Below are 13,262 nucleotides of genomic sequence, written 5' to 3' on the forward strand. Positions count from 1 at the left end.
AGGCAACATCGGCCTGATGAAGGCGGTGGACAAGTTCGAATACCGCCGCGGTTATAAATTCTCGACCTATGCGACGTGGTGGATCCGCCAGGCCATCACTCGCTCGATCGCTGACCAGGCGCGCACCATCCGTATCCCGGTGCACATGATCGAGACCATCAACAAGATGAACCGCATCTCGCGCCAGATCCTGCAGGAGACGGGCGCCGAGCCGGACCCGGCGACGCTGGCGATCAAGATGGAAATGCCGGAAGACAAAATCCGGAAGATCATGAAGATCGCGAAAGAGCCGATTTCGATGGAAACCCCGATCGGCGACGACGACGATTCGCACCTGGGCGACTTCATCGAGGACAACAACACGCTGGCCCCGTCCGACGCGGCCCTGCACGCCTCGATGCGCGGCGTGGTGAAGGACGTGCTGGACTCGCTGACCCCGCGCGAAGCCAAGGTGCTGCGCATGCGCTTCGGCATCGAGATGTCCACGGATCACACGCTGGAAGAGGTCGGCAAGCAGTTCGACGTCACCCGCGAGCGCATCCGCCAGATCGAAGCCAAGGCCCTGCGCAAGTTGCGCCACCCGTCGCGTTCCGACAAGCTGAAGAGCTTCCTCGAGGGCAGCAGCTGATTGTTCGGCTGAAACCCATTGAAAGCTTGACGGCTCTAGTGTAAAAGCAATATCCTCTCGCCACTCTGCTTCACGGTTCCGCGCCGCTGGTGCGGGTGGCGAGATCTCTTCTAGCCACTGTCCCGATTTCTGGGCCTCTAGCTCATGCCTGGTTAGAGCAGCGGACTCATAATCCGTTGGTGCCCGGTTCGACTCCGGGGAGGCCTACCAATATAATCAAGGACTTAGGTGAAAACCTAAGTCCTTTTTTACTTTCCGCTAGGCATGTCGGTACAATCTCGGTACGGTAAGCAAATTTTGAGAGTACTAAACCTACGTGGCAACGATCGTTAAGACCCCATCAGGAACGTGGAAGGCAGTCATTCGGAAGGCTGGGTGGCCGACAACGGCCAAAACCTTCCGACTAAAAAAGGACGCGGAAGACTGGTCTCGGCGGACCGAGGATGAGATGGTGCGCGGGCTGTTCATTCAGCGCAGCCCATCCGAACGGATGACCTTTGAGGCGGCTATGAAGCGCTATCTAGCCGAAGTAACGCCGACTAAGCGGCCGCTTACACAAAACGCGGAAAGGCCGCGTGCTACCCCACTTGTTGCTTTTTTCGGTAAATATTCCCTTGCCGCAATCACAACTGAGCTGATTGCAGAGTATCGTGACTTACGCCTTGCGGGTAAAGACCGGATGAAGGATGGGAAGCCTCAGCCCCGTTCAACAAATACTGTGCGCTTAGAATTAGCATTGATGGGGCACCTATTTACCGTAGCCGTGAAAGAGTGGGGGCTTGGTCTGCCCTTTAACCCCATGCTGAACTTGCGCCGTCCTTCACCTGGACCTGGCCGCAACCGCCGGCTGAGCGCTAATGAAGAAATACGCTTGTTAGCAGCGATAGATGCGTATTCAAATCCAATGCTGGGATGGATCGTTCGTATAGCCATTGAGACGGGAATGCGCTCATCAGAGATCGCTACATTACGTTGTTCGCAAGTTGACCTCGACCGTCGTATCGTGCGCCTGATCGAGACGAAGAATACGTTGCCGCGTACGGTTCCGCTTTCCAAAAACGCCACTGAGAATTTCAGATTCGCGCTAAATAATCCAGCGCGCCCGGATAGTACTGAGCTCGTCTTTTTCGGAGAACCAGGCAAAGATGGGAAGCGCAGGTCTTATAATTTCAACAAAGCATGGGGCGATATCAAAAAAGCTGTGGGCGTAAGTGATTTCAAGTTTCATGACCTTCGCCATGAGGCCGTTAGTCGGCTAGTTGAGGCAGGGTTAAGCGATCAAGAAGTCGCATCCATCAGTGGGCACAAGTCGATGCAAATGCTGCGTCGATATACCCATCTGCGAGCGGAGGACTTAGTTGAAAAGCTCGACAGTGTTAAGCGGTCGTTGCAAAGTTAACTTTTAGGAATGATTTTGCTAACGCAGCATTAGATAGAAATTGCCACCGAAAGGAACATCTGATGGAAAAGCGACACTGTAGCTTAGAAAACTTGCTGTTAGGTTCTGATTCTTTAGACAGGATAAGTAAGTCCGTAAAAGAATCTGTGTCACTAGCGGATGCAGCTGGTCTACCGCCCGCGTATGAGCCTGCCTTTTCGAAACTAAACGCGTTTAGGGATGAGCAGTCGAAGTCGCGAGATGAACTGTTGAGGCTAAGGCGTGAGGCTCGGGCAGAGAAGGCTGAACGGGATAATGCAACCCTTGAGTTTCACCGCAAAGTATTCGATCTACTTGCAGAGGGTGGGCAACCCGCACACTTCATTATGCGTAAAGCTATGGAGATGATTCAGTTGTGGGAAAACAAAGGGCTAAATGGAATGTATAGCCCGATATGGAAGCAGCTTCTTGAAGGATCTCCGGTTAGCGCTCGAGATTTTATTCTCTCAGACAATGAGAGCGGCTGGCCGCTCGCACTTCGATCTGCCTCACCATTTACGCACATCGTCGCATATCCAGAAGATGAGTGGGATCGGGAAGGAGAGGCCGCCAAGAAGTAGTTCTCATAAAATTTCTAAAACAGTTAACTTATTTGAAGATTGCGTTTTTTTATTGCCGCTGACACGGCCTGGCGATTTATGCCAAGTCGACGGGCAATTTCGGATTGGTTAACGATCCTGTGATCCTTCATTTCGTTAATCCAGTCCTTTTCTTCTGCCAGGCTTCGTATCTTCTCAAAAGCAGTTCGGGCTACTGAATAATAGTCTTCCATCGGCTTGACGGTTGCTGTTGGGGCAATGCATCGACTTTTGAGTTCTTTTGTTTTGAAGCAGTCATCGAGTATTCGCGTGGGCGCCTTCATCAATCTTAGTTGGTGATAGGCAGCATTTCGAACCATGGTGTGATCATCAATGTTCCATTGCCGCAAGCGGCCGGCATATTGTGCCCAGATGATCCGTATCAGTTCCTCATAATCGGCGACGAATCTGCGATCTCTTTGATACGCACGTCGTGCGTCATCGCTGCGCCCAGGGTAGTGCAATTCGCAATATAGCTTGCTGGGCCTCTGAGCACCTTTTGTCTTGCCTGGAAGTCGAGCGGCTCCAGCTATGTCCCCATGTCTAGCCCACTCCACCAATAGGCAATAAGACCTTACCTGATCGCGAAATGACTCGACTGAAAAGTCTCCACCCATTTCACGAACGTCGCAATAATCCAATAGCATTTTCCCAGCGGCGTAAATTTCTTCGGTGTCATTGAGTAGTTTTTCATAGATGGCAGCTAGATCGTTCGCTGATGTCTCGGCATTGGCCAACATATCGTCCGATACTTGGACCTCTATTGCGCCATTACTAATCTTCCTAAATACCTTAACTGCTTCACGGGCTATGGCATATTCAGTTTGCTGGCCGCAGAATTTGCAAAAACACCACAGATAAGGATGTCCACTGTTCATCCTTTGTGCAGTGACAGTCGAAGTCCGCGCGACGGTTGCAAATTCAGATCCGGGCTGTTTGTTCGCGACTACGCGCGCATTTTGGTAAGGCATCGTCAACTAGATTCTAACAAATTTGCCACATGGTATCTTTTCTCAGCGGCATCATGCAAGCGTAATTTACGTAAAGGATGACGCTAAATGATGACAATCGAAGAAAACCTAGTTGGACGTTTTGGACCTCTCATGCCATTGGCAGGACTCGCCGACATTCTTAATCGGTCGCCCGAAGCGGTCCGCATGTACCTGCGCTCGAACGGAGAGTTCGCACAGCAAATCAATATGGCTAAGTTGAAGATTGGGCGGCGACTGTATTTCAGGACAACGGAAGTGGCTCGCCTGCTTGATGGCGGATCTTCTCTTCAGAACTGAAACTGACTCATGAGTTCACGTTTGATCGGGGACGTTGCAACTAAACGCACGGATGACTTGCTGGCCATAGTCCGAGGTATGGAAGAGCGTTCGAAAAGTCGTCCTCGTACTTCGCAGGCACCAGACTTTTCTGTTGACCGTCAGCTCCCTTCATGGGGCGAGGAACTTCGGTGTATGCCTAACGAATTGCTACGTTCCGCATTGTTCAATGCAAGAAACCGAAACCAGCCACGACGATATTATGAAAACGAAGAAATAGCGGTGATTGGACGGTCTGCGCGCGTCACGTACACAGGAAAGGAACTACGGCAAAACGATGAGCTCGTCTGGCTGCAACTAATTCACTTAGCGAGAGCTGTACCATTAGGCAGTCCAGTTGAGTTCACTGCGTACAGTATGGTCCAGGCTCTGAGACGGACAAAATCAAAGCCCAATCATCAGCATGTCGTACGGCTGTTAGATAGTCTCCGCCGTTTGCAAGCAAATTCGCTTTCAGTGTACTCCAAGCGCCTAATGCGAGGCGTGAGCCTGTCGATGATACCGAAATTTGAATGGCAGAACGAAGCCACAGGATCACGACTGAAGAAGTGGCGGGCCTGGGTGGCACCTGAGTTGGTTGAGCTATTCGGAGACGTGCATTTTACCCATCTGCAGTGGGCTCAGCGGCTAGCGTTGCCGTCCGGCCTTGCGACATGGATGCACGGCTACTTAGCGTCGCATCGCGATCCGTTGCCCATCAAGTTGAGCACTCTCCATAAAGGAGCTGGCTGTACTACTGACACCCCAAGGAAATTCAAGCAGCTGATGACGACGGCTTTGATTGAACTAAAAAGTGTCGGATTTCTTGATGATTGGGAAATTATTAATGACTTAGTACACGTGCGAAGACGGTGATCATTCATAGTGGACTCTCTGCTACCGACCTTTGGAGTACACAGTACCGACCTTTGAAGTACGGATGGGCGCCCTATGAAGTTCGTGAGAGGGATCTTTGGAGTACAAATTTAACGCCCTATGAGGTACGGGGAATTTGCCGGATCCTGCACTAGGCCTGCGTTTCGCGGAAGTTAATGATTTCATTAACCAGTCTTAACCATATATTTAAACCTGGCTGAAGAGCACCGACAAGCCGGAGGCAGGACTTCTGTGAGTGCCAGTTTTTCTTGTAGATAGAAACATCCGGTCACCTAACTAGAATGACTCTCAATGACGCCAAATGGTGCCGGTATGGTATCCCCTTGCTATCCCTTGGTATTCCAATGCTATCTTCTTGGTACCAATTTGCTATCTTCTTGGTACCCATTGCTATCTTCTTGGTATCCCGTTGCTATCTTCTTGATATCTCTTTGGTACTTTTATGATACTTGGGAACTTCGTGATGCTTTCTTGCCATGTGTTCAGAAGCAACATGATGCTTCATAGGCTCGGTAAGGGGCCACTAGTATCAATGTGTAGCCTGCTTGTAGTCTATATGTAGCCCGCTTGTAGCCTACTTTGTAACCTTCACTACTTCGTATCTAAACGGCAACTCTGGTTTACAGTCTCTCGTATTTCAAAAAATATTTGTTTTTTTCTAGTGGAACATAAAGGGGTATTGCGTTTGAGATGATTTTTGAGCTTATCCATCGCTATACGTAGCTTAGGTGCGTATTGCATTTTTCGTTAACGTGTTGCAATTGCAGGACGCGATAGCAATACAGATCATAGGAGCCTACATGGCTGTCAAACGAACTTATTCTGTACGATTAGACAACGATCAAAGGGAACAGATCGAGAAGCGGGCCGAGGCAATCGGATTGCCAACAGGGCATCTGATACGCTCAGCAATTACGGACTTCCTGCGACAACAGGAGGAAATTGACTATCTGTCTGAAGTTGAGGCGCGAATTTCGACTGCGATTAACCGACTTGGTCGCCAGGTTGAGAAAGACCGTGCTGAGCAGCAAATGGTTATTGGAGTTCTCGACTACTTACGGGAGTGGTTGGCATTCACGTTGCCAGTACCAGCCGACATAGGTGAGGCTAACCGTCTTATGCGTGAGCGCAACAGAATTTTCCTAGAAAGGTTGCCGTTGCAGTTCACTTCAAGCGCGAAGGCCAAGGTCACAACGTATATGGAAACAAAAAATCAGACAGCACAGTCATGTCCTAGCTGCGGAACAGGATCACTTATGCCAAAGGAAGGGCGGCATGGGAAGTTTTGGTACTGCACAAACCGAAACGCATCGCCGAAGTGCGAGGCGACCTTCAGTGACCTCAGCGGCCAGCCGGTGCTATCAAGCGCCGACATCGGTGGCTAAAAAGACAATCTTGTAAGTGAAGGCTAAGAGATAAGCAGGGCTGGCTCTGAGACTTGGTGCATGACCGGTATGTATGTGTGGCCGTTTTCGACTGCTGGCACAGCGGCCTTACCGTTGATGCAATTTTCCTGTTCTATGTTCAGAAAACGGTGGTTTTCGGGACACTGACGTTATGCCAATAATGACTGTCGGAATCAGCCGTTGGCTGTTAAAATTCCCGTCAATTTTTCAACGTCCGGCTACTGTTCATGAATCAACGTATTGGCTACGCCAGAGTTTCCACAGATGACCAGAACCTGGACTTGCAGCGTGATGCACTGCGGCTTGCAAGGGTCGAGTCGATCTATGAAGAAAAAGCGAGCGGAAAATCAGGCGACCGCCCCGAGCTGGATCATTGTCTCAAGGCTTTACGTGCTGGTGATGCCCTCGTTGTCTGGCGGCTGGATCGGCTTGGCCGTAGTCTGCCTGACTTGGTGCATATTATCGCCGAGCTGGAAGCCAAAGGGATTGGCTTCGAGAGCATCACTGAAAAGATCGAGACAACCAGTGCGGCTGGGAAGTTGATCTTTCATGTGTTCGCCGCGCTGGCAGAATTTGAGCGTAACCTGATTCGGGAGCGTACGCGAGCCGGCCTGGCCGCTGCGCGTACGCGCGGCCGGGCTGGTGGGCGCAAGCCGAAACTTGATACTCGACAAATTCGCGAGATCAAGCGGCTCATGTCTGATCCCACTATCCCGATCAGTCAGATTGCAGAACGCTACAAGGTTTCGCGAACAACCATCTACAAGGTGTCTGCGCGCAGCACAACATCATCCCATGAGTCATAGTCGGACACGCGGGAAAAAACATCAGATAGGCAAGACGCTCCATGAACGCAGTAGAAATTGAACAGGCTATATCGGAACTGGCTGATGAGCCATTCAACGCCTCGGAATTCCCCTTTACGTTCCTAGCCGCCTTCGGCCATAAGGACATCACCCTCAAGCGGCTACGGACGGGCAACAATAATGCTTCCGATTTGCCTAATGGAGTGCTTCTTCGCAATCACATTCATATCGCGGTCTGCGAAGCCGGCGCCGTGGGTGACACTTTCAAGGAATTAAAGGCGAGCCCTGCCACGATAAAAGCTAAGGCGAAATTCATTCTGGCTACCGATGGCCAGACGCTTGAGGCGGAAGAAATCGCTAACGGTGAGACCATCTCGTCTGCGTATCAGGATTTTCCGAATCACTTTGGTTTCTTCCTACCGCTGGCGGGAATCTCCACTATCAAGGAGATTAAGGACAACCCTATCGACGTGCGCGCTACTGGGCGTCTAAACAAGCTGTACGTCGAGCTCCTGCGCGAGAATCCGGATTGGGCGACTGATGAGCGTCGCGCCGACATGAACCACTTTATGGCGCGCTTGATCTTCTGCTTCTTTGCCGAGGATACGGACATCTTTAACGGCACTGGCTTGTTCACCAAGACAGTGGAGCAGATGACTGAGCGCGACGGCAGCAACACCTCTACGGTTCTGTCCGAGATATTCCGCGCTATGAATACTCCTACGCGGCACGATGGCAAGTTGGATAATCGACACCGCGAAGCCGAAAATATCCGTAGCTGGGCAGACCAATTCCCTTATGTGAACGGCGGCCTATTTTCAGGAAGCACCGAGGTACCGCGCTTTACCCGCATGGCGCGCACCTATCTGCTGCATGCCGGAAACCTTAGCTGGAAGGAAATCAATCCCGACATCTTCGGTAGCATGATTCAGGCCGTGGCTGATGACAATGAGCGCGGCGCATTGGGTATGCACTACACCAGCGTGCCCAACATACTGAAAGTGCTGAACCCATTATTCTTGGATGAATTGCGCGCGCAGCTGGCAGAAGCGGGCGACAACAAGATCAAGTTACTGAATCTACGCAAGCGTATGGCGCACATTCGAGTGTTCGACCCAGCCTGCGGATCGGGCAACTTTTTGGTCATCGCTTACAAGCAAATGCGCGAGATCGAGGCGGAAATCAACCGCCGTCGGGGCGAAGCCCATCTTAACAGCTCGATACCACTGACTAATTTTCGCGGCATCGAGCTGCGCGAGTTTCCGGCGGAGATTGCGCGCTTGGCTCTCATCATTACCGAATTCCAGTGCGATGTGCTATATCGCGGGCAAAAGGATGCGCTAGCGGAGTTTTTACCGCTAGATGCGCAGAACTGGATCGTTTGCGGCAATGCACTGAAACTGGATTGGTTAAGCATCTGCCCACCGACTGGGACTGGCGTTAAGTTGGTTGCGGACGATTTGTTTGGTTCCCCATTGAATCAAGCAGAGATCGACTTCGATAACGACGGCGGCGAGACATACATTTGCGGCAATCCGCCCTATCTCGGCTCTACTTGGCAGACCGATGAACAAAAAGCGGATTTGGGAAGCGTCTTTGCGTCCCGCACCACAAATTGGAAGTCATTAGACTACGTTGCAGGTTGGTTTATGAAGGCAGCCGACTATGGCACCAAGAGTAAAGTTACGGCTGCGTTTGTATCGACTAATTCGATTTGCCAGGGCCAGCAAGTCCCTTTTCTTTGGCCGTTGATATTTGAGACAGGATATGAAATTTCGTTCGCCCATACTAGTTTTAAGTGGTCAAATTTAGCAAGTCATAAAGCAGGAGTCACCGTAGTTATCGTAGGCATTTCAAGTCAACTGGGGCAAATTCGTAAGCTGTATTCAATAACCGATGACGGGAAGTCTATTGCTAAGGACGTGGCGAATATCAACGCATATCTTGTTGCCGGGCCAAATATTATTGTAGACAAAGCAATGAGGCCGCTGACTGAGGTTAGCGTAATGGACTTTGGAAACAAAGCAGATGATGGTGGTCATCTGACACTTTTGCCTTACCAAATTGAAGGTATGAAGCTCTCGGAAAGGTCTCGCGAGAAATTCATTAAGCAATTTTATGGATCAAAAGAATTCATCAATGGTGAAACGCGTTACTGCATCTGGATTGCTGACGACTACCTTGCTGAAGCTCAAGAAGAACCTGCTTTGGTAAAACAAATCGAGTTAGTTCGAAATGCCCGTCTCAACAGTAAAGATGCTTATGCAAGAAGTCTTGCGGCTAGGTCCCATCAGTTTAAGACGCCTCGTCTAGCAAATAAATGCGTTATCGTCACACCCCGTGTAAGTTCGGAAAACCGACCTTATTTGCCGGTCGGGCTTATGAGTTCAGGAGCTGTAATCGGTGATCGAAACTTTGCCATATACGATGCTCCCCTTTGGAACATGGCCCTGATCGCCTCGCGTCTCCACTGGGTCTGGATTGGCACTGTTTGCGTGCGGATGCGCACCGATTTTTCGTATTCAAACACTCTCGGGTGGAACACCTTTCCTGTACCAACGCTGACGGAGACGATGAAAGCGGACCTGTCGCGCTGCGCAGAAGACATTCTCTTGGCCCGAGAGGCGCACTTCCCGGCCACCATTGCGGACTTGTATGACCCAGACACGATGCCCGAAAATTTGCGTCGCGCCCACGAGCGTAACGACGAGGTATTGGAACGTATCTACATCGGCCGCCGATTCAAGAACGATACCGAGCGATTGGAAAAACTGTTTGAGTTATATACGAAAATGACGGCCGGTGCAGCCAAGGGTAAGCCTGTCACTAAAACTACTAGAGGAAAGAAAGCAGCATGAGCGAACAAGCCGGCAATCCGACCAATGCCTACACCATTCCATCGGTATCCATTGCCACGACGCGCACCGGGGCCTCTAGCAAAGCCAACGAATTTGGTATGCGTACGATGCAGGAGCGAGCCTACGCCAAGCGCGGCGAGCAATACCTATTAATTAAATCGCCTCCAGCCTCGGGTAAATCCCGGGCGCTGATGTTCATTGCACTAGACAAGCTCAACAACCAAGACTTACAGCAGGCCATCATCGTAGTGCCGGAGCGCTCCATCGGCAGCAGCTTTGCCGACGAGCCGCTGAGTCAGCACGGTTTTTACTGGGACTGGCAGGTGGCGCCGCAGTGGAACCTGTGCAATGCGCCGGGCATGGATGAGCCCCGCGTAGCCAAGTCCAAGGTGGAGGCCGTGCGCAAATTTTTGGAGAGTGCAGACAAGGTGCTGGTCTGCACCCATGCCACCTTCCGCTTTGCGGTGGAAGAGCTGGGGGTGCAGGCTTTCGACAATCGCCTAATCGCCATTGACGAGTTCCACCATGTCTCCAGCAATCCGGATAACAAGCTGGGTAGTCAGCTAGGCGCGTTCATCGCCCGCGACAAGGTGCATTTGGTCGCCATGACCGGCTCTTACTTCCGTGGTGACAGTGAGGCAGTTCTGGAGCCGGTGGATGAGGCGAAATTCGAGACGGTCACCTACACCTACTATGAACAGCTCAACGGCTATCACTGGCTCAAGTGCCTCAACATCGGTTACTTTTTCTACACTGGCCCTTACGTCGACGCCATCGCCAAGGTGCTGGACCCGGCATTGAAAACTATCGTTCATATTCCGAACGTGAATGCACGCGAAAGCCTCAAGGATAAGCAGGGCGAGGTAGATCGCATCATGCACGCATTGGGCGAGTGGAAAGGTGTTGATTCGGCTACGGGCTTTCACCTGGTGCAGGGACATGACGGCCGCACCCTGAAGGTGGCGGATCTGGTGGACGATAGCGATCCGGCCAAGCGTTCTAAGGTGCTCGCTGCATTGAAAGACCCGGCGCAGAAAGACAATCGCGATCATGTGGATGTCATTATTGCCTTAGGCATGGCAAAGGAAGGCTTCGACTGGATCTGGTGTGAACACGCATTGACCGTCGGCTACCGCAGCAGCCTGACCGAAATCGTACAGATCATTGGTCGTGCTACCCGCGACGCAAAAGGTAAAGAGCAGGCACGCTTTACCAACCTGATTGCTGAACCCACGGCCGAGCAAAGCGCTGTTGCCGAGGCCGTGAACGACATGCTGAAGGCCATTTCGGCTAGTTTGTTGATGGAGCAGGTACTGGCGCCGCGCTATGAGTTCACGCCCAAAGATGCCGGCAAAAAGGACGGCTTTGACTACGGAGAGGACGGATACAAAGAAGGCGGTCACAACATCGGCGTCAACAAAGAAACTGGGCAGATTCATATCGAAATCAATGGACTGGCAACGCCGAAAAGCGCTGAGGCCACGCGCATCTGCAAGGAAGACTTGAACGAAGTCGTCACCAATTTCTTACAGGATAAAACCGTGTTGGAGCGCGGTTTGTTCGATAAGGAAAATACCCTCCCTGAAGAACTCACCCAGCTACGCATGGGGAAAATCGTGCGCGAGCGTTATCCGGAGTTGAGCGAGGCCGACCAGGAAGCGATTCGCCAGCACGCCATCGCCGCCATGAATATCACCCAGCAAGCTAAACTGGCATTGGCCCAGGCGGACGCCAATGGCAGCGGAGCCGCACAGGGCAATACTGCTTTACTTGATGGCGTGCGCAAGTTCGTCAATGTGCGCGACTTGGATATTGACCTGATTGATCGCATCAACCCATTCGACGCGGCCTATGCCGTGCTAGCAAAGGCGATGGATGAAAAGTCCTTGCGCCAGGTACAGGCCAGCATCGCGGCGAAGAAAGTCAGCATTCCTGAAGATGAAGCGCGCGAGCTAGCTAAGCGCGCCCTGCTGTTCAAGCAGGAGCGCGGTCGCCTGCCAGACATTAATTCCGCCGACCTGTGGGAAAAGCGTATGGCTGAAGGTGTCGCGGCATTGGCACGTTACCGGGCGCAAGCCAAGGCGGCACAGGCACAAGGGGAGCCGACCAATGGCTGAAATGGACGATGACGAACTACTGGATGCGTTGGGCGTAGAGGTTGCCCCGCTGAAGACTTCTGGCCGTACGCCGCGTGAGGAGCGCATCATCGCAGGGTTCGAGGACATTCTGCGCTTCTATCAGACGCACGGCCGTATTCCACAGCATGGCGAAGAACGCGACGTATTCGAGCGTCTGTATGCAGTGCGTCTGGACCAAGTTCGCAAGTTACCCGAGGCGCGGACACTGCTGGGGCTGATGGATAGCCCCGGACTTTTGGCTGGAACGACTGCGAATCAGATCGATGTAAATGCGCTGGACGAGGACGCCCTACTGGCCGAACTGGGAGTGGGGGGCGCCGCTGCTAGCGATAACGACATTACTGTGCTTCGCAATGTGCGCCCTTACGTCGAAATCAAGGCGGCGGAGGAGATCGCCAACCGTACGCTTTGCAAGGATTTTGATCGCTTCAAGCGGATGTTCGATGAAGCCAAAGACGGCCTCAAAAACGCTGCCTGGATGACGAAACCGTTCATGAAAAACGCCAGTATCGAGGTAGGCGATTTCTTCATCATTGGCGGCCAGATCGCCTACGTCGCCGAAATGCATGAAGGCGGCAAGACGAAGGACGGGCGCGACAATCCTCGCCTGCGTGTGATTTTTGACAATCAAACGGAGAGCGACTTATTGCTGCGCTCGCTGTCCCGCTCGCTTTACCCTGATGGCGACACGCCGGTGGGTCGCCGTCTCATTCGCAAAGACGACGGGCCGCTGTTTGGTAGCGCGGCGGAACCTGACGACATCGAAACGGGCACCATCTATGTGCTGCGCAGCCTCTCCAACCATCCATTCGTTGCAGAGCATCGCGAGCTGATCCACAAGATCGGCGTGACCGGCGGCAGTGTTGAGACCCGCATAGCAGGCGCTGATAAGGATGCTACTTACCTACTGGCAGGCGTCGAAATTGTTGCTACCTACAAGCTGCACAACCTGAATAGAACGAAGCTGGAAAATATTTTCCATCGCCTGTTCGGTGCAGCGCAGATCTACTTGACCATCGAAGACCGCTTCGGACAGTCAGTCAACCCGAGGGAGTGGTTTCTCGTGCCCCTTCATGTCATTGATGAAGCGGTTCGGCACATCCGTGATGGGTCAATCACAGATTTAGTGTATGACCCTAAAAATGCGCGCCTGTCTCGACCATTGCCCTAGGGGTGCACGGATGTTGTACTGGCAGCTCTGTCGAT

Annotated in this window: 11 protein-coding genes and 1 tRNA gene; 11 read left to right on the plus strand and 1 reads right to left on the minus strand. The window is 52.1% G+C overall.

Annotated features, from left to right (window positions below; translation table 11 throughout):
- From RT688_RS17240 to RT688_RS17255, 4 genes are all read left to right on the plus strand, one after another.
- On the plus strand, positions 1-628 hold a 628-nt coding region (locus RT688_RS17240; protein ID WP_313706078.1), incomplete at its 5' end, for a sigma-70 family RNA polymerase sigma factor.
- Between the two features lie 131 nt (positions 629-759).
- Positions 760-838: transfer RNA gene (locus RT688_RS17245), tRNA-Ile, on the plus strand.
- A 106-nt stretch (positions 839-944) separates the two neighbouring features.
- Positions 945-2,027: a site-specific integrase gene (locus RT688_RS17250; protein ID WP_313706079.1), complete on the plus strand. Its 1,083-nt coding sequence runs from the start codon at positions 945-947 to the stop codon at positions 2,025-2,027.
- 62 nt (positions 2,028-2,089) lie between these two features.
- A complete protein-coding gene (locus RT688_RS17255) occupies positions 2,090-2,626 on the plus strand; it encodes a hypothetical protein (RefSeq protein ID WP_313706080.1) in 537 nt (178 codons plus the stop codon).
- Between the two features lie 23 nt (positions 2,627-2,649).
- Here the strand turns inward: RT688_RS17255 and RT688_RS17260 are convergent, their stop codons facing one another.
- Complete coding sequence (locus RT688_RS17260) at positions 2,650-3,621, minus strand: helix-turn-helix domain-containing protein (RefSeq protein WP_313706081.1); 972 nt, start codon at positions 3,619-3,621, stop codon at positions 2,650-2,652.
- Positions 3,622-3,702: 81 nt separating this feature from the next.
- Here RT688_RS17260 and RT688_RS17265 point away from each other — a divergent pair, with 81 nt between their 5' ends.
- From RT688_RS17265 to RT688_RS17295, 7 genes are all read left to right on the plus strand, one after another.
- On the plus strand, positions 3,703-3,933 hold the full coding sequence (locus RT688_RS17265; RefSeq protein ID WP_313706082.1) for a DNA-binding protein: 231 nt from the start codon (positions 3,703-3,705) through the stop codon (positions 3,931-3,933).
- 78 nt (positions 3,934-4,011) lie between these two features.
- The gene (trfA, locus tag RT688_RS17270; RefSeq protein WP_313706122.1) at positions 4,012-4,827 is read left to right on the plus strand and encodes a plasmid replication initiator TrfA; all 816 of its coding nucleotides are present in this window, start codon (positions 4,012-4,014) and stop codon (positions 4,825-4,827) included.
- A gap of 821 nt (positions 4,828-5,648) precedes the next feature.
- Positions 5,649-6,233: a hypothetical protein gene (locus RT688_RS17275; RefSeq protein WP_313706083.1), complete on the plus strand. Its 585-nt coding sequence runs from the start codon at positions 5,649-5,651 to the stop codon at positions 6,231-6,233.
- A gap of 248 nt (positions 6,234-6,481) precedes the next feature.
- Positions 6,482-7,060, plus strand: a complete 579-nt coding sequence (locus RT688_RS17280) for a recombinase family protein (RefSeq protein WP_313706084.1) — start codon at positions 6,482-6,484, stop codon at positions 7,058-7,060.
- A 41-nt stretch (positions 7,061-7,101) separates the two neighbouring features.
- Entirely contained in the window at positions 7,102-9,918 is a 2,817-nt protein-coding gene (locus RT688_RS17285; protein ID WP_313706085.1) for a DNA methyltransferase, read from the plus strand.
- Positions 9,915-12,035, plus strand: a complete 2,121-nt coding sequence (locus RT688_RS17290) for a DEAD/DEAH box helicase (protein WP_313706086.1) — start codon at positions 9,915-9,917, stop codon at positions 12,033-12,035. The genes RT688_RS17285 and RT688_RS17290 overlap by 4 nt, the downstream gene beginning before the upstream one ends.
- Positions 12,028-13,227, plus strand: coding sequence for a GIY-YIG nuclease family protein (locus tag RT688_RS17295; RefSeq protein ID WP_313706087.1), 1,200 nt, complete (start codon positions 12,028-12,030; stop codon positions 13,225-13,227). Before RT688_RS17290 ends, RT688_RS17295 begins: the two co-directional genes overlap by 8 nt.
- Positions 13,228-13,262: the final 35 nt, after the last annotated feature.

The organism is Massilia sp. (assembly GCF_032106685.1).
Taxonomy (GTDB): Bacteria; Pseudomonadota; Gammaproteobacteria; order Burkholderiales; family Burkholderiaceae_D; genus Telluria.